This is a genomic window from Rhodanobacter sp. FDAARGOS 1247, from assembly GCF_016889805.1.
Taxonomy (GTDB): Bacteria; Pseudomonadota; Gammaproteobacteria; order Xanthomonadales; family Rhodanobacteraceae; genus Rhodanobacter.
Genome location: NZ_CP069535.1, coordinates 2,299,589 through 2,320,123 on the forward strand (window position 1 = coordinate 2,299,589; position 20,535 = coordinate 2,320,123).

General features: G+C 67.5%; 20 protein-coding genes. 9 read left to right on the top strand and 11 right to left on the bottom strand.

Translation table 11 applies throughout. The features are described from left to right. Positions 1-7 precede the first annotated feature (7 nt). From cycA to I6J77_RS10520, 3 genes are all read right to left on the bottom strand, one after another. On the bottom strand, positions 8-1,387 hold the full coding sequence (gene cycA, locus I6J77_RS10510; RefSeq protein WP_056718227.1) for a D-serine/D-alanine/glycine transporter: 1,380 nt from the start codon (positions 1,385-1,387) through the stop codon (positions 8-10). A 240-nt stretch (positions 1,388-1,627) separates the two neighbouring features. Then, positions 1,628-2,419: a hypothetical protein gene (locus I6J77_RS10515; protein WP_204108931.1), complete on the bottom strand. Its 792-nt coding sequence runs from the start codon at positions 2,417-2,419 to the stop codon at positions 1,628-1,630. Positions 2,420-2,684: 265 nt separating this feature from the next. Then, positions 2,685-3,500 (bottom strand): helix-turn-helix domain-containing protein, encoded by an 816-nt coding sequence (locus I6J77_RS10520; RefSeq protein WP_204108932.1) that lies wholly within the window; start codon positions 3,498-3,500, stop codon positions 2,685-2,687. Positions 3,501-3,690: 190 nt separating this feature from the next. On the opposite strand from I6J77_RS10520, the gene I6J77_RS10525 reads away from it, so the two are divergent. Next, complete coding sequence (locus I6J77_RS10525) at positions 3,691-4,089, top strand: DUF3224 domain-containing protein (protein WP_204108933.1); 399 nt, start codon at positions 3,691-3,693, stop codon at positions 4,087-4,089. A 21-nt stretch (positions 4,090-4,110) separates the two neighbouring features. Here I6J77_RS10525 and I6J77_RS10530 read toward each other — a convergent pair whose 3' ends face one another. Continuing rightward, positions 4,111-4,317 carry a hypothetical protein gene (locus tag I6J77_RS10530; protein WP_204108934.1) on the bottom strand — a complete coding sequence of 69 codons (207 nt, stop codon included), beginning with the start codon at positions 4,315-4,317 and terminating at the stop codon, positions 4,111-4,113. A 46-nt stretch (positions 4,318-4,363) separates the two neighbouring features. Here I6J77_RS10530 and I6J77_RS10535 point away from each other — a divergent pair, with 46 nt between their 5' ends. Both I6J77_RS10535 and I6J77_RS10540 read left to right on the top strand, forming a co-directional pair. Next, positions 4,364-5,821, top strand: a complete 1,458-nt coding sequence (locus tag I6J77_RS10535) for an FUSC family protein (protein WP_204108935.1) — start codon at positions 4,364-4,366, stop codon at positions 5,819-5,821. Between the two features lie 77 nt (positions 5,822-5,898). Beyond that, positions 5,899-6,753, top strand: a complete 855-nt coding sequence (locus I6J77_RS10540; protein ID WP_204108936.1) for an OmpA family protein — start codon at positions 5,899-5,901, stop codon at positions 6,751-6,753. Positions 6,754-6,804: 51 nt separating this feature from the next. On the opposite strand, the gene I6J77_RS10545 is transcribed toward I6J77_RS10540, so the two are convergent. The 5 genes from I6J77_RS10545 to I6J77_RS10565 all read right to left on the bottom strand — a co-directional run bounded on the left by I6J77_RS10545 (position 6,805) and on the right by I6J77_RS10565 (position 10,771). Continuing rightward, a complete protein-coding gene (locus I6J77_RS10545) occupies positions 6,805-7,881 on the bottom strand; it encodes a site-2 protease family protein (protein ID WP_204108937.1) in 1,077 nt (358 codons plus the stop codon). Positions 7,882-8,094: 213 nt separating this feature from the next. After that, a complete protein-coding gene (locus tag I6J77_RS10550) occupies positions 8,095-8,262 on the bottom strand; it encodes a hypothetical protein (protein ID WP_204108938.1) in 168 nt (55 codons plus the stop codon). A 9-nt stretch (positions 8,263-8,271) separates the two neighbouring features. After that, positions 8,272-8,634: a YciI family protein gene (locus I6J77_RS10555; RefSeq protein WP_204108939.1), complete on the bottom strand. Its 363-nt coding sequence runs from the start codon at positions 8,632-8,634 to the stop codon at positions 8,272-8,274. A 104-nt stretch (positions 8,635-8,738) separates the two neighbouring features. Next, on the bottom strand, positions 8,739-9,737 hold the full coding sequence (locus I6J77_RS10560) for a VOC family protein (protein ID WP_204108940.1): 999 nt from the start codon (positions 9,735-9,737) through the stop codon (positions 8,739-8,741). 56 nt (positions 9,738-9,793) lie between these two features. After that, positions 9,794-10,771, bottom strand: a complete 978-nt coding sequence (locus I6J77_RS10565) for an alpha/beta fold hydrolase (protein WP_204108941.1) — start codon at positions 10,769-10,771, stop codon at positions 9,794-9,796. Positions 10,772-10,916: 145 nt separating this feature from the next. Here I6J77_RS10565 and I6J77_RS10570 point away from each other — a divergent pair, with 145 nt between their 5' ends. Beyond that, on the top strand, positions 10,917-11,783 hold the full coding sequence (locus tag I6J77_RS10570) for a helix-turn-helix domain-containing protein (protein ID WP_204108942.1): 867 nt from the start codon (positions 10,917-10,919) through the stop codon (positions 11,781-11,783). Positions 11,784-11,939: 156 nt separating this feature from the next. Then, on the top strand, positions 11,940-12,782 hold the full coding sequence (locus I6J77_RS10575; protein WP_204108943.1) for an MnmC family methyltransferase: 843 nt from the start codon (positions 11,940-11,942) through the stop codon (positions 12,780-12,782). A 4-nt stretch (positions 12,783-12,786) separates the two neighbouring features. On the opposite strand, the gene I6J77_RS10580 is transcribed toward I6J77_RS10575, so the two are convergent. Continuing rightward, positions 12,787-13,977: a serine hydrolase gene (locus tag I6J77_RS10580; protein WP_204108944.1), complete on the bottom strand. Its 1,191-nt coding sequence runs from the start codon at positions 13,975-13,977 to the stop codon at positions 12,787-12,789. A gap of 228 nt (positions 13,978-14,205) precedes the next feature. Between I6J77_RS10580 and I6J77_RS10585 the strand changes: the two genes are divergently transcribed. From I6J77_RS10585 to I6J77_RS10595, 3 genes are all read left to right on the top strand, one after another. After that, complete coding sequence (locus tag I6J77_RS10585) at positions 14,206-14,934, top strand: class I SAM-dependent methyltransferase (protein ID WP_204108945.1); 729 nt, start codon at positions 14,206-14,208, stop codon at positions 14,932-14,934. A gap of 210 nt (positions 14,935-15,144) precedes the next feature. Further along, complete coding sequence (locus tag I6J77_RS10590) at positions 15,145-16,929, top strand: GGDEF domain-containing protein (protein ID WP_204108946.1); 1,785 nt, start codon at positions 15,145-15,147, stop codon at positions 16,927-16,929. 79 nt (positions 16,930-17,008) lie between these two features. Next, positions 17,009-17,572 carry a peroxiredoxin gene (locus I6J77_RS10595; RefSeq protein WP_204108947.1) on the top strand — a complete coding sequence of 188 codons (564 nt, stop codon included), beginning with the start codon at positions 17,009-17,011 and terminating at the stop codon, positions 17,570-17,572. Between the two features lie 62 nt (positions 17,573-17,634). Here the strand turns inward: I6J77_RS10595 and I6J77_RS10600 are convergent, their stop codons facing one another. Beyond that, positions 17,635-19,581, bottom strand: a complete 1,947-nt coding sequence (locus I6J77_RS10600) for a M61 family metallopeptidase (protein ID WP_204108948.1) — start codon at positions 19,579-19,581, stop codon at positions 17,635-17,637. A gap of 358 nt (positions 19,582-19,939) precedes the next feature. Here I6J77_RS10600 and I6J77_RS10605 point away from each other — a divergent pair, with 358 nt between their 5' ends. Further along, positions 19,940-20,530 carry a hypothetical protein gene (locus I6J77_RS10605; RefSeq protein ID WP_204108949.1) on the top strand — a complete coding sequence of 197 codons (591 nt, stop codon included), beginning with the start codon at positions 19,940-19,942 and terminating at the stop codon, positions 20,528-20,530. The last annotated feature ends 5 nt before the right edge of the window (positions 20,531-20,535 follow it).

The window sequence follows — 20,535 nt, forward strand, 5'->3', positions numbered from 1 at the left end:
ACCGGACTCAGGCGCCGCGCGCCTTGCGCCCCTTCCACGCATATCCGATGCCCAGCAGCACGAACCACACCGGGCTGGCGATCAGCGCCTCGCGGGTATCCGGCTGCAGGCTCAGCAGCACCAGCACGAACACGAAGAACGCCAGGCAGGCCCAGCACATGAACACGCCACCGGGCATCTTGTAGGTCGACGCTTCATGCAACTGCGGGCGCTTGCGCCGGTACGCGATGTAGGCGAACAGGATCAGCGACCACACGAACATGAACAGCACCGCGGACAAGGTGGTGATCAGAGTGAACGCGGTGATCAGGTCGGGGATCAGGTAGATCAGCGCCGCGCCCAGCAACAGGCACACGCAGGAGAACAGCAGGCCCAGCGACGGCACCGCGGCGCGCGACAGCCGCGCGAACGTCTTCGGCGCGTGCTGCTCCTCGGCCAGGCCGTACAGCATGCGACTGGTCGAGAAGATGCCGCTGTTGGCCGAGGACGTGGCCGAGGTCAGCACCACGAAGTTGATCAGGGTGGCCGCGGCCGGAATGCCGGCCAGCACGAACAGTTCCACGAACGGGCTCTTGCCCGGCTCCACCATGCGCCACGGCGTGACCATCATGATCGCCACCAGGGCCAGCACGTAGAAGATGATGATGCGCACCGGGATCGAGTTGATCGCCTTGGGCAGGTTGCGCTGCGGGTCGGCTGTCTCGGCCGCCGTGGTGCCGACCAGCTCGATGCCGACGAAGGCGAACACCGCGATCTGGAAACCGGCGAAGAAGCCGCTGAGTCCCTTCGGGAAGAAGCCGCCGTCATTCCACAGGTTCGCCACCGACGCCTGGTGTCCGGTCGGCGAGGTGAAGCCCCAGGCCACCAGGGCGAAGCCGGCGGCGATCAGTGCGCAGATCGCGATGATCTTGATCAGCGCGAACCAGAATTCCATCTCGCCGAACAGCTTCACCGTGACCAGGTTCAGGCTCAGCAGCAGCAACACGCACAGCACCGCGGGAATCCACGGCGCCAGGTCGGGAAACCAGAACTGCGTATAGGCGGCGATCGCGATCACGTCGGCGATCGCGGTGATGATCCAGCAGAACCAGTACGTCCAGCCGCAGAAGAAACCGGCCCACGGCCCCAGCAGGTCGGTGGAGAAGTCGATGAACGACTTGTACTCCAGGTTGGACAGCAGCAGCTCGCCCATCGCCCGCATCACGAAGAACAGCATCACGCCGATGATCAGGTAGACCAGCAGGATCGACGGCCCGGCCAGACTGATCGTCTTGCCCGAGCCCATGAACAGGCCGGTGCCGATCGCGCCGCCGATGGCGATCAGCTGCAGGTGCCGGTTGGAAAGGCTGCGCCGAAGATGGTCCGGGTGTTCCAGCGATGCGGTCATGCGGCGCGCCTTGGCGTTGGGAAGCCGCCAACATACAGAAAAGCGGGCGCGGCGGCCATGTGGCGTGCCTAGACATTGCCTTGCGCCTTCACCATCCGGGGCAATTACTTGATTTCGTCGCCACACCGTTGAGACGTTTCCGCACCTGACTTGAGCATGGAACATGCCCAAGACGCGTAGCCAGGATGTCCACTAAAGCGCCGGGGTGATTCCGCGCCAGCGGCGGCTGGCATAAATGAATTACTCGGTTTGCTGCCATGGGTCCAACAGCTCACTGTGCGTAAGCTGAATTTCTAGACCTGATGCTCTCGATGCGCCAGCAGGCTGCCTATCCGGGATATACATGCCTACGAAAGATTTTGGGAAGTTCGTGACAGGCGGCGCAATCTCGTGAAAGGTGTAAATGTCGAAGCACGCGATGCAGAAATCTTGTCCGTTGTCGGCCCGCTCCCACGTGCACGCGTATTTAAACTTGCCGTTATAGGCGCGCACGACATCTGCGGTCTTTGAGAGTAAAGCCTTTCGAATGACGTCAGAGAACACAAAAGTTTGCTCCAAGGGCACCATCAACCTCAGCGTGTCTATTTCGGCCTCTGGAAGTGGAATATGGAACTTGCTCTTGGTACGTACGGGGAGAAAGTCCTTGTAGAGAAGCGCGTGCATCCCGCGAACAATACGTGCAGCCATTGGCGCAAGCGGAAGATTGGAGACAGAGGCTGCGTGGCCGATTCCAAAGCTAACGAACTCGGGCTTTAGGCGGTCTGTGTACGCAAAGCTCTGGCTCTTTTTCCTCGTGTGTAGCGCGTCCGTAATGATTCCGATCATTTCGTCAGCTTCTTTCCAGGCATCGTTGCAACCCACATGAGTAGGAAGAATGATGGGGTAGTTCTCGCGGTCACCAAGCGCGAACAGCCCCTTTGGCGGGCAGTGATCGCGATTGATAGGGCTTGGCCCGGCTAGTGTTTCTCCGCACAAATAGCAGAACGCAGGGGTTCCATGGCTTCTGAGCTGCTTTTGCGAAGAAATTTCCAAGCTAACCTCACGACTAGTAGATCCATATCAGGCGTCGGCAATCGATGGTCAACTTCCAACAGCGCCCGGTCAAGCGGACAAATCCTGCAAACCAACAAGGGGTTGCTGGATGCTGGCGGTGTACGGAACGGCGGAACAGACGAATATGGACTTTGCATCTCTCACGGACGTGAAGAAATAAACTGCATGGCGGATGGCATGTGGCGGACGCGCGACGACTGCGTCGAAAATCAGGACCACACCTTTGCATCGCGCCGACGCGACCTCAACCCGACTGCCCGCGCCGCGCATACCCCACCGGCGAACACCCCACCAGCGCCTTGAAGTCGCGGATGAAGTGGGCCTGGTCGAAGTAACCCAGGTCCAGCGCCAGTTGCGTCCAGTCCATCGGCTTGCCCGCGTCGACGCGTTCGAGTGCTTCGTGCATGCGGTAGCGGTTGATCACCCACTTCGGGCCGATGCCCACGTACTGGTTGAACAGGCGTTGCAGGGTGCGCGGCGTGATGCTCCAGCGGGTCGCCAGGTCGTCGAGGGTGCGCAGGCTGCGGTCGATGGCGACGGCGTCCACCATCTCGCCCACGCGCAGCGCCTGCGCATCGGGTGGCGGCAGACGGGTGACCAGGAAGTCGCTGGCCAGCGACACCATGTGTTCGTCGTCCGGCGACGCCTGCGTGATCGTCGCCAGTTCGGCGGCGACGGTGCCGAACACCTGTTCCGGCGCGATCGAGCGATTGCGCAGCACGGATACCGGTTGCCGCAGGAAGCCGTGGAAACCGCCGGGGCGGAACTTCACCCCGAACACGCCGCCGCAGCCTTCCAGCACAGTGCTGAAGCGGCCGGTGTGGATGCCGTGGATGCGGTTGCCGGCAGCCTCACATACCAGGTGCACGTTCGGGTGCGGCAGCGTTTCGCGCAGCTGCGGCGGGCCGCCCTGCAGATCCCAGCGCACGATCCAGTAATGCTGCACCACGCCGCCCAGCGCCGGCGGCGGCGCGATGCGGGCGTGGTGGAACAGGCCCGTCGACGGCGCGCCTGGCGCCGGACGCAACACGCCACGGGCCTTGCCGACGCCGCCGTTCATCCGCGTCTTCCGCAAGGGGTGGCACGCGCCTGTCGCGTTTTTACAATCATCGCGTCCCCAACCGTGCTTTCATTGTCGGCGTGACATCACCCGGGAGTCTCCCATGAAAAGCGCCGCACGACTCCTGCTTGCCCTCGCCGTTTCGCTGCCTGCGGCAGCGCTCGCACAAACCCCCACGGAGCCCGTCACCATGCACGCCACCGGCCATTTCGACGTCAAGGTTTCCCCGCAGACGCCCGACAATCCCCAGGCCAAAGCCTCGGGCCTGGCGCGACTGTCGCTGGACAAGCAGTTCCACGGCGATCTGGACGCCACCAGCCAGGGCGAGATGCTGGCCGCCGGTGACGGCAGCACGTCCGGCGCCTACGTGGCGCTGGAGACAGTCAGCGGCAAGCTGCACGGCCGCAGCGGCAGTTTCGCGCTGGTGCACCGCGCCCTGATGGTCGCTGGCACGCCGCGGGAATGGACCGTGGTGGTGGTGCCCGGCTCCGGCACCGGCGAACTGGTTGGCCTCGACGGCGCCATGACGATCACCATCGCCGACGGTCGGCACGACTACGACTTCAGCTACACCCTGCCCGCGCACTGAGCCACGCCGCCGCGACGACAATCAGGGCGTCGCGCTCAACGCGCGCATGCAGACCACGGCGATGACGGCCAGCACGGCGGCGATCGCTGCCGCCCACCCGCTCCATGCCTGCAGCCGGCGCCGGAACCGGGCCTGACGCTGCGCATCGCCGCGGAACATCTTCTGTTCGATAGACCGCCCCAGCAGCAACACGGACAGCATCACCACGATCACCACCACAACGTGCATCGACTCTCTCCCGCGTCACCCGCCGGCTCGACTACTCTATGCCCCGATGACACCCACCGACTACACGCCGACCACGGCCCGCAACGCCTTCGACGCCACCACCTCCGCGCTCGGTCGTGCCGGACGGGAGGCGGTCGTGACCATGCTGGCGATGCTGGCCACCCTGGGCTGCGCCATGGCGATCGATGCCGAACCCGGCCCCGCCGTGCTGGCCGTGGTGTTGTGCCTGTCGTTCGCGCGCAGCCATCTGGATCGCGACCTGCGCGGCCGGCTGGAAGCGGCGGTGGCACTGCCGATCGTCGGCCTGCTGGCGACCGCGGTGGGCATGTTGCTGCTGCACGCGCCGTGGCTGGGCGCCCTCGTCTTCGTGGCCGGCATGTTCGTGTCGATCTGGCTGCGCCGGTTTGGCCCGATGACGCGCCGCGTCGGCTCGCTGATCGCGCTGCCGTTCGTGGTGATCCTGACCACGCCGCATGTACCGAGCCAGCGACTGGGACCGCTGATGGCGGCGCTGGTGCCGATCGTCGTGGCGCTGCTGGCGCTGGTCTGGGTGGCGGCCTTCCATGCGCTGGCGCGGCGGCTGCGCGTGCTGCCGCCCGCGCAGGCAGCGACCACCACGATCGCGATTGCGCCCGCGCATGAGAGCTCGCTGCGGCCGATCGCGAGCACGCGCATGGCCATCCAGATGGCCGTGGCGCTGGCGCTGTCGTTCGTCGTCGGCTACACCTTCTTCGCGCAGCGCTGGGCGTGGATCGTGCTGACCGCCTTCATCGTCAACAGCGGCAACCGCGGACGGCTGGATGTGGCGTACAAGAGCGTGCTGCGCGTGCTCGGCGCCGCGTTCGGCACCGTGCTGGCGCTGGGCTTCAGCGTGCACCTGGGCAGCCACGATGGCGCCACCGTCGCGCTGATCCTCGCCGCGGTGTTCTTCGGCATCTGGCTGCGTCCGCTCGGCTACGCCTGGTGGGCGCTGTTCGTCACCCTGGCGCTGGCCTTGCTGCAGGGTTTCGAAGGCCGCTCGGCCACCCATGACCTGGGGCTGCGCCTGCAGGAAATCGTGATCGGCGCGGTGATCGGCGTGGCGGCCGCCTGGCTGGTCTACCCGGTGCGTTCGCGCAACGTGCTGCGCCGGCGCATCGCCGATGCGCTGGCCGTGCTCGGCGACGCATTCGACCCGGCCACGCCGCCGCGAACGCGAGACGAGGCGCTGGCGGCGTGGGCGCAGGTCGCACAGATCGCCCCGGCATTCAGGGCCAGCCGATGGGCCGTGCGCCGAGGCGAGGCAGCGCAACCCGCGGACTGGATCGACGCCCTGCACGCCTGCATCGACCCGGCCATCGCCCTGCTGGAACAAGCCGCGGCGCCGGTGGAGGTGCGCCGAAGCATCGGCGCGGCGCGCAAGGCCCTGCGCGAACCCGAGCAGCTGCTGCCTGCGTTGCGGCAATTGCGCGACTGTCTGGATCAGGCCGCGCACGGCCGACCGGAGCACGCCGGCACGGCCTGACACCGCCCTCCGCCCGGCTTCCCCTGGCCAGCCGATCGGGCGCATCATGCCGCCACCTGCCACTGCCGGTGCCCGCCATGAATCGGATCGTCCGTGTCTTCATGTTCGCGCTCAGCCTTGCCCTGCCCCTGCTTGCAGTCGCTGGCGACGATATCGCCGGTTCGAAGGATCACCCCCTGCTCACCCGCTATCCCGGCTCGTACATCAGCGAATACAGCAAGGCCTACAACGCCACCGAGTTCAAGGTCGGCAAGGGCGACAACGCCACCACGCAAACCGTGGAAGGCGACACCACCAGCCTGCGCTATTTCTACGGCAGTCCCGAGACCCAGGCCAGCCCGCTGCAGATCATCCGCAACTACCAGAACGCGATCAGGCAGATCGGCGGCGAGGTGGTCTACGAACGCCTGCCCAGCGAGGGCGATGGCGGCGAGACCACGCTGAAGGTGCACACCGGCGGCAAAGACGTGTGGGTCAAGCTGGTGCCGGACATCTACGGCGCGCCCACCCAGGATTACCTGCTGGTGGTCGCCGAAGTGGCGGCGATGGCGCAGGCGGTGACCGCCAACCAGCTGCGCGACGAACTCGACAAGAACGGCTTCATCACCCTGCACGTGAACTTCGACACCGGCAAGTCGGTGCTGAAACCCGACGACCTGGCCACCATGCAGCAGGTCGCGATGATGATGAAGGCTTCGCCCGCGCTGAAGCTCCGTGTGGAAGGCCATACCGACAACGTGGGCGACGCCGCCTCCAACAAGGCGCTGTCCGAAGCCCGCGCGAACAGCGTGATGGACGCCATCGTGCAGGCCGGCGTGCCAGCCGAGCGACTCGGCGCCGCCGGCTTCGGCCAGGAACGCCCCGTCGCCGACAACCGCAGCGAGGAAGGACGGGCGAAAAACCGCCGCGTGGAACTGGTCAAGGCGGACTGATCAGGGCGACCAGGAGGACGTGCCCCGGCACCTGCCGGCCCGCATGTCTCATCACGCCACCCGGACGGCGTGTGTTCCCGACTCCGCCGCCAGGGCCAGCATCCGCCGCTGGATCAGTGCTTCGCTCAGTGGAAGCGCGCGATCGAGCGACTGCTCGGCCACGCACTGCGCCTCGCCGAGCAGGCGCCGGCCTTCAGCCAGATGACCTTCCAGCAGGGCGCGCAGCGCGAGGCAGCGAGGCCACAGGGCCGGTGCACTCCAGCGTGTTTTTTCCGGCAGCAAGTTGTCCATCAGGCCGGCAGCATCACGGTCCCGCATGGCCAGTGAAAACGCCAGTTCGGTGCGAATACAGGCAAGAAATTCGGCAAGGCCGCTGCGCAATGCCGGTGTCAACCCGGCCTGCAGGTGTTCGAACCTTGTCTGCTGGGCAGCGGCCGCTTCCCACTCGCCACGGTTCTGCCGGGCCTTCAGGCGATACCACAGCGCGACCATCGGCATCGGTGCAGGCTGGGCATCCAGCATGGCCAGTTGATCCTCGGGCAAGCGGTCAGCGGTCACGCCTGCCACGGTCAGCGCAAGCAGTCTGGCGTGGGCGAACAGGGGACCGAACTCGAGCTGTCGGTTACGCCACAGCAGCAGTTGCAGGCCATCACTGGCCAGCCCGCGTGAACCGGGAACCAGGTTGGCCAACCCGGTCAACGCATTCAACAGCGCAAAGGCCAGCGCCAGCCATGCAGCCGCATGCGGCAGGCACCACCAGGCCACTGGACCAAGGATGATCGCGACCAGCAGATTCGCGCCCGGCCCTCCCGCGATCATGCGAAGGCTCTGCCCACGCAGCGGACGCGACGGATCATGGACGGCAGTGACGTAACCGGCGGCGTGGATCTTTTGCGGCAGCGCCCAGCGAACACGCCACCCACGCTGTTGCGGCTGCAGCTCGACGCGACCGACGCGCACGCGCAGCACGGTCATCCCGGCGTGGCGCGCCGCCACGTAATGTCCGCCCTCATGAACAAGCAAGGTCACCAGCCAGAGCGACAACGTCAGCATGAATGGCAAAAAAAGCACGCCGCCGGCATCACCCAGGGCCAGCGTGCACAGCACGATGCCGGCAAGCCACGCCATGCATGTCATCGCACCCTGCACGAACACGCCCAGCCGGTTGGCCCAACGCGCCAGGCCGACACTCATGCGACGGCCTCCGCCACGGGAATGTCGCCCATGCCGGCGAAACCGCCGGACCGCCGCATCCCCGGGCTGCCGCATTGGAGCGATGTGTGGCATGCCGGCCACGACGGACAGACCCGTGCCTTGTGCTGCATGACTTCCCCCTGAAGTTCAGGCGTCCATCTTGCCAGCGAAACGGCGATCCGCCAAAGCGCCGCCGGCGCAGCGAAATCGGCCCGCCCAACGCTGCCACCACGGTGTGGCGAAGAACGGCGGGGCGTCGCAGGCGAGCACGAAGGTGGTGGCGACCATGCTGCTGCTCGCGTGCAGTTCGTCCACCGCGCGAGCTCACCGCTGCGGTGAGCAGTCCTCGTCGACCTGGCGCACTTCGCACTCGATTTCCCAGTCGCTGCCGTGCACGTCGAGGAAGCGTCGGGTCAGCGCCAGCGCCTGCTCCATCGAATCGGCCTGCAGCAGCGCGTAGCCGCCGATCACTTCCTTGGTTTCGGCGAACGGGCCGTCCGTGGTTGTCTGCCGACCCTGCGACAGGCGCACGCGCGCGCCTTCCGCCGTGGGCCGCAGGCCTGCCGTGTCCAGCAGGCTGCCGGCCGCGGTCATTTCCGCCATCAGCTTGCCCATGTCGGCCATCAGCTGCTCGCTGGGCCGCTGCCCGCTGTTCTCGTTGATCCGGATCATCGAAAGGAATCGCATCGTCATCTCCTGTGGGAAGCTGCGGTCGCGCGGCGGACCGCGCTCCTGCCATGGCGACGAACGAAGCGCGACCGGATCGACAGACGGCCATGCTCCCCGCGGGATCAGCCGCCGCAGGGCGACGTTGCGGCGACGCCGGACCCTGCGTGGAATTCGACCAGCAGCCCGAGATCCTCCCGCGTCGGCGCCAGGAAGGACGGCCCCAGCAGGCCCTGATAGCTGGCCAGCGGCTTTTCGTATCCGCGTTCGACCTGCCGCCTTGCGCTCGCGATGTCCGCCACGGCCACGCTGATCCCGAGCACTTGCGGGCCACCGCTGCGCAGCGCATCGGCAGCAATCCCCGCGCCATCCGGCTGCAACACCAGAACGCGTTTGCGATGGATCGGCACGCAATACCCGCGCGCCCCCACCTGAACCACGCTCACCGGCGTGGCGCCGGCAAAACCCATCGCGGCCAGTTGCTGCCGGTCCGCCTCGGCGTTCGACGAAAGCAGCCAGATCGCGGACAGCTCGCGCGCGCCATCGGGATGCACGCGCGCGCTCCGCGCGTCGGCGACGCGGGTTGGCGTGGGTCTGCCTGCGGCGTAGTCGATGAAGAACAGGTTGCTCGAAAGCGGTTGGCGCTCGAACGCGAACAGCCGCCAGCGCGGTGGCGCCGCAGGGCCGTCGCCGTCGGGATCATTCGGCGCTGCCGAGAAAATCTCCGTCGGGGCGAAGCCGCGCTGGCGCAGCGACAGGCGCTCCCGATCGAGCGTCGACGAACGCAGGCCGAAGGTACGGGCGCCCGGGCCACCACGCAGCGCGACCTGATCCGCGCGCATGCCCGGGTCCATCCGCGCGTCCGGCCGGGTGATGCCCTCCAGCTCGACATAGCTTCCGTCGGACATCCGCACATAGCGATTGGCCACGCCGTCGGGATTGCGCCCCGGCCGGACCTGGAAACCCAGCTTGACGGTCATCACCGCGCTGACCTGGTCGATGCTGCGCCCCCACAGCAGCACGTGGTCGATCCTGCTGGCGTCATCGGGTGACGGCGCGGCAGCGGCAGGCTGGCCCAGGCACAGGCCGGACATCAAGGCGGACAACAGGATGATCGATCGCACGGTACGCAGACTCCATCGGCTTGGTCGGGACGGGCAGGAAACGGGAGGGCTTTCCATCAGCCGATACCCCACAGGCGTCGCGCCTCTTCGGCGACGAGGTCGGGGAACTCTTCGGGAAAGAACAGCTTTGCGCCCGGCACGCGGCGAACGCCGCGCGACTGCGGGAAGGTGTGGTCCAGATACTCGGCATCCGCCAGCGCGAAGACCTGGTCGGCGGCGCCCCAGACGATGCGCACCGGTACCGCGCTGCGCCTGAGCGCGGCCTCGATGCCGGCCAGCGGATTGGGCGCCAGCGCGATGTGGAACGCCTCGTACTGCGCCCGGCGCAGCGGCGAACTCACCAGCGGCGTGACGTAATACTCGATGGTCTCGTCGGCAAGGCGGGCCGGATCACGATAGACGGCCGCGCCGAACGTCGAGCGCGCCAGCGCCTTGTCAGTGAGCCATCGGGCCGTGGCCTCGGCCAGCGTGCCCGCGCGCGCCATCCCGATCGCCGGCATCACCCCGGCCGGCGGACTGTCCGTTTCGACATCGCAGTTCGTCAGCAGCAGGCTGCGCACGCGCTCGGGATGGCGAACCAGGAACAACTGGGCCACCGCGCCGCCGCTGTCGCTGGCCACGATGTCGACCTTGCCGACCGCCAGCGCATCAAGCAGCGCGGCGAGCATGCTGGCCTGGGCATCGGCCGCCAGCGACTGCCCCGCGGGAACCTGCGTATAGCCCAGCCCCATGAAGTCCGGCGCGATGCAGCGCCGATGGGCGGACAGCCGATCGAGCGCGCCGCGCCATTGAAAGCCGTTCAACGGCGCGCCGTGCAGGAACAGCGCCGCCTCGCCCGCGCCACGCTCGACGTAGGCGATCCGGCCACAGGGCAGTTCGGCGAAACGCCGCGCCTTGCCGAATGTGGCCGCGTCGGTCGGCGGCATCGCCACGGCCGTGGCGAGCCGGGCGATGTCCGTGCGCGCCATGCACACACCGGCGACACCGCCGGCCAACGCCGCCCCGGTCAACTGCAGGAATTGCCTGCGCTTCATTCCGATCTCCTTGCCATGTGCTGCTGCACCGGGGACATGCTGACGCCTCGCCGCGGATCGGGCGCGCACAAACGGCCGCTGGCGGACACGGAAGGATGATTTTCGGCACTTGTGCAGAACCCCGCGCCGTCGCGAGGATGCGCCGATGAGCGATCGCCCCGCCTGCTATCCCGCCCCACCGGCACCGCTGCTGTCGGGCAACAGCCCGAACCGCATGCCGCTGCTCGACGTGCTCACCTCGCCGGTGCCGTCGGGCCGGTTCGATTCGCCGCTGGACGATCGCCACGTGCTCTGCCTGCATCTGGGCGACCCGGTGCCGGTCAGTTACCGCATGGGGCGGCACGAACGGCGCGGCACGCGCATCCATGGCCAGTTCTGCGTCGTCCCCGCCGGTTCGAGCACGCGCTGGACGCTGACGCGGCCCGCGCGCTCGCTGCTGCTGCGGCTGACCCCGGCACTGCTGGGGGATACCGCCGACGCGATGGGGCTGGCATCGCAGGACGCCGGGCTGGCACCGTCGATCCACATCCGCGATCCCCAGGTCGAACGGATCGGCTGGATGATGCAGGCCGAGGATCACGACGCCTATCCGGGTGGCCGCCTGTTCGCCGACAGCCTCGCCGCGGCGCTGGCCGCGCGTCTGCTCGCCCTGCAATCGCGCAGGCCGGCGCCATCCCCGGGTCGCGCGCTGCCGGCGTGGCGGCTGCGCCACGTGCTCGAGTACATCGAGGCGAATCTCGACCAGGACCTCACGCTCGCCGAACTGGCGGGCGTGGCCGGCTTCAGCCTGTCGCACTTCAAGCCGCTGTTCCGCCAGGCCGTGGGCATGCCGGCCCATCGCTTCGTGCTGGAGCGGCGCGTGGAGCGCGCGCGGACGCGGCTGCTCGAAGGCGGCGCCAGCCTGACCGACATCGCGCTGGAAGCCGGCTTCGCCCATCCCGGCCACATGGCCCGCTGCATGCGCCGCCTGCTGGGCGTGAGTCCCTCGCAGATCGCTGCTTCGTCGCGCTGAGAGGTGACTGTTTCGTGAGCGAGTGCGGGCGTGCTGCCGGCCGGTGATACACCGCAGCCTGCGCGGTTCGCGCGGGCGCTGCGTTCGCCGCCGGGTTACGATGCCGCCCCTTCGCCCCGTTCCGCGCGCTGCCGTCGCCCAAGGAGATCGCCCACCGTGTCGCACTATTCCGGTCCCCTGCTCACGCGCTCCACCGCCGCAGCCCTGCTGGCGGCGCGCGATGCCGGCGCCGGTGAATGGGTGGGCTCGCTGGACCTTGGCCTCAGCAGCGAGGCGGTCGCGCTGGAGCCCGGGGCCTGGCAACGCGGCGGCCTGCGTTATCCGTATCCGGAACGGCTGAAAGACCGCACGATTTATCACTGGGACGGCGACGACTTCGCCCCGGTGGCGCGCTACGCCAGCTCGCTGATCAAGCTGGTGCCCACCGAATGGGGTGCACCGACCTTCGAGATCGACGGCATCAAGATGCTGCCGACGTCGAAGGAATCACCGTTCGACGACGCCCGCCGCAAGGTGGCCCTGGTCGAACCGCGTGGCAAGGTGGTGCTGGATACCTGCGGCGGGCTGGGCTATTTCGCGGCGTGCTGCCTGGAAGCGGGCGTGGCGCGCATCCACTCATTCGAGAAGAACGCCGACGTGCTGTGGCTGCGCACGCTGAACACGTGGTCGCCCGATCCGCAATCGCCCGCCAGTGGCGGCCGTCTGCAACTGACCCATGCCGACGTGGCGCAGGCGATCACGCAGATCGCCGACGCCTCGGTGGATGCGCTGCTGCACGATCCGCCGCGCTTCGGCATCGCCGGCGAGCTGTATTCGCAGGCGTTCTACGACCAACTGGCACGCGTGCTGCGCCGTGGCGGTCGACTGTTCCATTACACCGGCAGCCCGAACAAGCTGACCAGCGGCCGCGACGTGCCCCGCGAAGTGCAGAAGCGGCTGGAGAAGGCGGGCTTCAGGGCCGAACTCGCGCTGGACGGGGTGCTGGCCACCCGACGCTGAAACGTCAGTGGCGGGTTCCGCCGTCGACGGCGCGCTTCACCGCATCGACGAAGTCGCGACGCGCGGCGACCAGTTCCTTCGAGGTCGCCTGCGGCCACGCGCCGACCTGCACGATGACCAGCTGGCGTGCCGGATCGACGTAGACCATCTGGCCGTAGATGCCGATCGCCGCATAGCTGCCGTCGGTGTCGGTCCACCACAGGTAGCCGTAGCCATGGCCGGGGCTGTCCACGTCCTGCTGCTTGCGCATGGCGCCGTGCATCCATGCCTCGGCGATCACCGGCTGGCCGCCGATCTTGCCGCCATCGAGCATGAACTGGCCGATCCGGGCGTAGTCGGCCAGCGTGGCGGACAAGCCGCTGCCGCCGGTGTCGCTGCCGTCGCATTCGTCCTTCAGCCAGTACGCGTCGGACGCCATGCCGTAGGGCTTCCAGATCGCCTGCGACAGATACGCCGCCAGCGACTGCTTGGTGGCGCGCTGGACAAGGATGCCGAGCAGGTCGGTCTCGGCGGTGTTGTAGTTCCAGTGCGTGCCGGCCGGATACGCGCGCGGCAACTTGGCCAGGTACGAGATCACGTGCGCCTGGCCGTTCTCGCAGGCGGCGCGATACATCTGCGCCACGTCGGAATGCGGGTCGGCGTAATCCTCGTTCCAGCGCACGCCGGAGGTCATCGTCAGCAGCTGCTCCACGGTGACCTTGGCATAGGCGCTGTCGCGCAGTTGGGGGATGTAGGTGTCCAGCGTGTCGTCCATGCCGTGGATGTCGCCCCGGCGCAAGGCGATGCCCAGCAGGGTCGAGGTGACCGACTTGGCCACCGAGAATGAGGTCCAGCGCGTGCCGTCATCGAAACCCGGCGCATGGCGCTGCAGGCGGATGCGGCCATGCTGCAGCACCATCACGCCGGCCAGATGGTGCGTGGCCATGTAGCCGGCCAGTGTGGACGAGCCGTCTTGCCACTGCGGCGTCAGTGCGGCGCCCTGCGGCAAGGCATGCACGTGCGCGCCGTGATCCACGCGGTCGGCGGGGAAGATCTCGTACATGCGCGAAAAGCGCGCCGTGTGTTCGGCCTGGCTCCAGAACAGCACGTCTTCGCGCTGCTGGCCGACCGAAGGCGTTTCGCTGGCCAGCAAGGGCCACGCCAGCGCCAAGCACGACACGAGACACAGCAGACGCAGGCAGATAGTCGAACGCATGACACTCCTGATGACCCGGCGAGCGGCGCCCGCACCGGACCGAAAGATGGCGGAGAAACCGCATCGCGACGAGTCGCGACGGGCGAAAACCCGGCCATTCTAGAACCTCCGCGAATGGCAGCGGCACGCCGACTGCCTTGCGTGCAGGCGACGGGCATGACACGCGTCACTGGTTTCCCCGCGGCGGCGACGCAAGACTCCGTCCATTCGAGACTGACAGGAGCGAACTTGAACACTTCTCGTCGTGGTCGTTACGGGATCGACGCGCCCTACGCCCCCGCGCTGATGGCCGCGGGCCTGCTGGTCTGCCTGGGCGTGATCGCCTTCACGTCCCTGCGGGGCTGGTGGTTCAGCGCAGGCCTGGTGGCGCTTCTTCTGGCCATCTACATGCATACCACCTTGCGCGGGAAATTCGCGGTGTGGCGTGATCTGCTCGACGCGCGCCAATGGCGCGGCGACGAACAGGTGCTGGACATCGGCTGTGGTCGCGGCGCCGTCCTGCTGATGGTGGCGGATCATGTCCCGCGCGGGCTGGCCACCGGCATCGATATCTGGAGCAGCAAGGACCAGTCGGGCAACGGCATCGATGTCGCCGCCCGCAATGCCGAAGCCGAAGGCGTGGCCGACCGCATCGAGCTGAAAACCGCCGACATGCGCGCCCTGCCATTCGCCGACGCCAGTTTCGACCTGGTGGTTTCCAGCGTGGCGATCCACAACATCGGCGACGCCGCGGGGCGCAACCAGGCGATCGACGAGGCGTGGCGGGTGCTGCGTCCCGGCGGGCAGTTGCTGATCGCCGACATCTCGAAAGGCGGCCAGTACCGCAGGCGTCTCCAAGCCATGGGCATCCGCGCGGAACGGCGTCCGCTGGGCTGGCGCATGTGGTGGGGTGGCCCGTGGATGCCGACCACGCTGGTCTCGGCCAGCAAGCCGCTCGATCACACCGAGGCAGGCTGAGCAAGCGGCAAGGACCTCGCGCGCGCCAGGAAGAGCCGGCCGGTCATCGTGCCGGCGTTGCACAACGGCGGACAGCATCGCGCAACTGACCTATGATTCCCGGGCTGCCTGCAAAGGGGGGGACAGCCCATGAACATGATCGACGACACCCGCGCGGCGCGACCGTGCTGAGCGGAACGCGCGGACGCCATCCGGCCGGGTCAACGGCGCATGCGTGAGTCCCTTCGCGGACTTCGTCGGCTGGCCGCCCTGGCCGCTGCGGCGAGCTGCCTGCTCGGCCATCCCGTGCATGCGGCCATCCCGGACACATCGCGCATCGACCAGGTCGAAGCGCTGCGCACGAAAGACCACCCGCGTTTCGTGCAGATGCTGCAGCAACTCCACCGGCAGGCCGACAGCCTGGGCGCCACGGAGCGGTGGCAGCTGCGCTACCTCGACGCCTGGCAGGCCGCCTACGACGGCAACTACGCCACGGCCGATGCCTCGTTGCAGGACATCATCGACCACGCCGGCAATCCGGCGCTGGTGGCCAAGGCCTCCGCGCGGCTGATGGATGACTTCAGCATCAACCGCCGATACCAGGCCGCGTTCATGCTGGCCCACCGGCTGGTGCTGGACTTGCCGCGCATCAGGGACAAACTGGCGCGTTTCATCGTCCTGGCCAATCTCTCCCAGGTGTTCGGTGCGGCCGGCCAGTACGAACTGGCGCTGGACTATGCCCGCCAGATGGAGGACTCGCCGCCCGCCGGCGAAAGCCTGTGTGCCTCGCGCTCGATGCAGGTGACGGCGCTCTTCAACAGCCAGAAGCTCACCTCGACCAGCCCGCTGCTGCCCCAGGTGGCGGATACCTGCACCGCTGCCGGGCAGCCGGTATTCGCCGAGACGATGTGGCTGGTGCTGGCCAACCTGCACCTGGACGAAGGCCAGCCCGGCAAGGCCGCAGCCCTGCTGCAGCGGATCGCTCCGGGCATCACCGCCAATCAGTATCACCCGCACATGGAATCGGCCGGCGTCATGCTGGGGCGGGCCTATTGGCAGCTGGGCGATGCCCGCAAGGCCCATGACTACGCGGCCGCCGCCGTGGCCACGGCCAGCCCGGACGAGGTCAACGAGACGCTGCGTGATGGCTACGAAGTGCTCTACCGCGTGGCGAAGCAGCGCGGCGATGCGGCCACGGCGCTGGCCTACTACGAGCACTACGCCGCCCAGGACAAGGGCCATCTCGACGAGGTCAGCGCCCGCGCGCTGGCCTACCAGATGGTGCAGCAACGGGTGCTGGCGGAGAAGCTCAGGACCGCCGAACTGGCCCGCCAGAACGATGCCTTGCGCATGCAGCAGGCGCTGGACACCCGGGCGGTGGAAACCGGCCGGCTGTACATTGCCCTGCTGCTGTTGACGCTCGCCTTCATCGTGCTGTGGCTGTTCCGGCTCAAGCGCTCGCAACTGTGCTTCAAGTGGATGGCACGCCGCGACAGCCTCACCGGCATCCTCAACCACCAGCACTTCATCAGCGACGCCGAACGGCTGCTTTCCACGCTGCAGAGGAAACCCGGCGACGCCTGCCTGGTGTCCATCGACCTCGACCACTTCAAGCAGGTCAACGACACCCACGGGCACGCGATGGGCGATGCCGTGCTGAAACACGCCGTGGCGATCTGCCAGCAACACCTTCGCCCCGGCGACCTGTTTGGGCGCCTGGGCGGCGAGGAGTTCGGCATCCTGCTGCACGACTGTCCGCATGATCAGGGCGTGGCCATCGCCAACCGCATTCGCATCGCCATTGCCACTGCGCCACTGGATAACGGCGATGCGACCGTGGCCGTCTCGGCCAGCGTCGGGCTGGCCTCCACCGACAACTCCGGCTACCAGTTGCTGCGCCTGTGCATGGAAGCGGACGCCGCGCTGTACCGCGCCAAACGCGCCGGTCGCAACCGGGTCCATGCCGACCACGAGGACGCCGGCGACGCCGACATCCGGGGCGCGAAGCAGGGCTGAATCCGCCGACCGGACATCCATCTGCCCCGTTCCGGCGTATACAGGTACATTGGCGTCCCGCCCCCACCCCGGAGTCCCCATGAAGCCACTGATGAAATTCGCCACGCTTGCCCTGCTCGGCGGCGCCACCGTCGCGATGCCGGCCTTCGCCGCCCTGAAAGCCGGCACCCAGGCACCGGAATTCAGCGCACCCGCCTACCTGGCCGGCCAGCCGTTCACCTTCGATCTGGCCGATGCGCTGAAGAAAGGCCCGGTGGTGGTGTACTTCTTCCCCGCGCCGCACACCTCCGGCTGCAACGTCGAGGCGCACCTGTTTTCCGAGGCGATCGACAAGTTCAAGGCCGAGCACGCCACGGTGATCGGCGTCACCGCCGGCAACCTCGACCAGCTGGCCGCGTTCTCGAAGGAAACCGAACACTGCGGCGGCAAGTTCCCGGTCGCCGCCGATGCGGGCGCGAAGATCGCCAGGCAGTACGACGCCACCTTGCTGATGCGCCCGGGCTGGTCCGACCGCACCTCGTACGTGATCGCGCCGTCCGGCAAGATCACCTACGTCTACTCCGACCTCAGCCCCAACAAGCACGTCGAAGAGACGCTCAAGGCGGTGAAGGCGATCGAGGATGCCGGCAACAGCGGCATGTGATTCCGGACTGATGACTGGCCGGTGCGGAACGAAGCCGGAACTTCGTTCCGCCCCAAGCTTGCCTACTTCCGTGCCGCGATGATCCGGCTCAGATAATCCGGCGTGCCCTCGATGCGCTGCAGGTGCGGGTACTGCAGGCCGTCGTGGTAGTCCACCGGCACGGTGCGATAGCCGCCCTGGTATTTCAGCAGCAGCTGGATCGGCGCCTTGCTGCCTTTCGCCGCGGCGATCGCTTCCTTCAGCACCTCTTTCGAATACGCCTGGCCGTTCACCGCTTCCAGCGTGGCGCCGGTGCTGACGCCGGCCTTGAACGCAGGGCCATTCCAGCGCACGTCGTTGACCTCGCCCTTGTCGTTCACGGTCAGGCCGATCGACCAGGCGAAGTTGTACAGGTGGCGCGCGGGCTCGGGCCGCGAGTTGTACTGCTTTTCGAATGCCGTGGGCTGGTCGGTGTAGACCAGCTTCCAGCCGGTGGCTTCGAGGCCGCCAGCCAGCGGCGGGTTCAGCGTGTCGACGCGCGCGTGCAGGAAGCTGGCCCAATCGTCCTTCGCCACGCCGTTCAACGTCGCCACCAGGTCGTCGAAAGTGTAGGGCCTGGTCACGTAGCTGCCGTTGTCGACGCCGAAGAACGCACGGGCGAAATCATCCAGCGACTTGCCGTCGTGGGTGAGCGAGCGAATCCGCGCATCCACCGCCAGCCACAGCATCTGGCCGCCGCTGTAGTAGTCCTCGCTCATCTGCCAGCTGCGATACGGCAGGCTGGAACGATGCGCCGCGGTGGCGTCGTTGGTGGTGTCCTCCAGCGTACGCCACTGGAAGCCGGGGCGGTTACGATCGTAGTTCGCGGCGACCATCGCCAGCCCGTCGCGGAACTGCTGCGCCGTCCACAGGCCCGAGCGCGCGGTGAGCACGTAACCCCAGTATTGGGTCTGGCCTTCGTAGACCCACAGCAGCGAGTCGCCCATCGGCACGTTGAAGTTCGGCGTCCACAGGTCGGCGGGGCGGCGGAACTTGCCGTTCCACGAATGGGCGTACTCGTGCGCCAGCAGGTCGCGCTCCGGCGCGTTGCTGTCCCAGGCGGTGAAATAGTCCGCGCCCAGGCCGTTCTCGCTGGACTGGTGATGCTCGGTGCCGTTGCCGCCGAGCACGTCGGACAGCGAGAACAGGAAGTCGTAGTGGTCGTAGTGATGCGAGCCGAACAGGCTCACCGCCTGGGTGACCAGGGCGCGATGCGCCTTGAGCTGCTCGGGCGACATTTCCAGGTCCTTCGGCGCATCGGCGACGATGTCCAGGTGCACCGGCGCGGCGCCGCCCGGATTGAGGTCGACCCGCTTGAAATATTGCCCGGCGTAGATCGGCGAATCGACCAGGTTGTTGAACGTCACCGGCTTGAAGGTGGTGGTGTCGCCCGACTGCGAGGCCGTCTCCAGCGCCGTGCCCATCTGCCAGCCATGGGCCAGCGTCACGCTGGGGGCGAAGGTGATGGCGCGCGAGAAGTGCCCGGCCGGATACAGCGCCATCTTGCTCCATTCCATATCCATCATGCGGTCGGTGATCTCGAAGCCGCCGTCGCGCGGGGACATGTATTCGAATGCCACCTCCAGGCGGGTCACGCCGGCCGGCACGTCGAGATGGAACGCGAACACGTTGTACTTGTCGCGCTTCCATGGCACCGGTTTGCCGTCGGCGGTGATCCTGAGCCCGGCCAGCATGGCGATCGGGCCGCTTGGGGAATGGTCGCCGGGAATCCACTGCGGATACAGCAGGGTCAGCGGACCGGCCGCGACGGGAATCGTCTCGTGTACCCGGAAGATGCCCTGCACCGTGTCGCTGGCATCGACATGCAGCGCGATGGTGCCCGGATACGGCGTGTCCTGCGGCGGCGGCACCTGGTCCGCGCCGATCGTCTGCGCCGGCGCGGCCGTGGCGGCCAGGGCCAGCATCACGGCGGCGGCGAGCGCGGCCAGCGTGCGTCGGGGGCGTGACCAGGTGGGGGTGGGAACGGACATGGGGAACTCCGGCAGGCAGGTGAATGGACAAAACTATCACCACTGTTCGGCCGGCGGTGCTGCGCGTGCCACGCAGTGTCACAAATCGTCCCGACCTGCCCGCCGGCTGACGCCGGGCCGCACCGCCAGCGGCCTGTCGCGGCAGATCCCGTGGCCTGCCGGCGCGGGCTTCGCCACTTTCCGCCACATGGCACACATTCTGCTTCGAGACTCATGCAGGCACCGCCGCCGGCACCAGCGGAAGGCGGTCGAAAGGAGTCGGGTTTTGGCGTCTTGCATCGTCCGGGGCTTGCTGATGGTCCGGGGCGACAGGGTCGGGTGGAACGGCACCAGCGCAATCCAGCAGGGAGACCAGGCCATGAACTTCTTCGGAAAAAAACAGCAGCGTGCAGGACTCGAGGTATCGCTGGAGGATCAGCTCGCGGAACAGCAGGTGGCCCCCGGTACCCAGCTCCACTACGACAGTCGGCTCGTCGAGCGCCTGTGCGGCCATGCGGTCAGCCTGATGGACCTGCTGGCGCTCGGCGGCAGCGCGGCGCGGGCGTCGAAGTTCGACGAGGCGGAAAGGTGCCTGTACCGGTTCCGCCTGCTGTTCAACGAACATCTGCTGGACAAGAACCTGCGCCTGTATACCTACCTGGGCTGCTGCCTGAAGTCGGACCCCGAAGGCCTGGAATTCATGCGCCACATGCGCCGGGAGACCGGCGAGATCTCGCGCCAGACCACGCGCTTCCTCAGCCGTTGCCAGGAGGTCGGCATCAGCGAGGAAAGACGGGACGAATTTCTCGACGAACTGGCCCTGATCGAGGACCTGCTCCGCCATTGCTTCACCCGAGAGGAGCGCTCGCTGTACCCGATGTACCGACCGCCCCGGTCCTACCACGCCGCACCGGCGCAATCGTCTTCCATCGGCAGGCGGACGCGGATCGGCCACGCCCTGCCCTGCTGACCGCA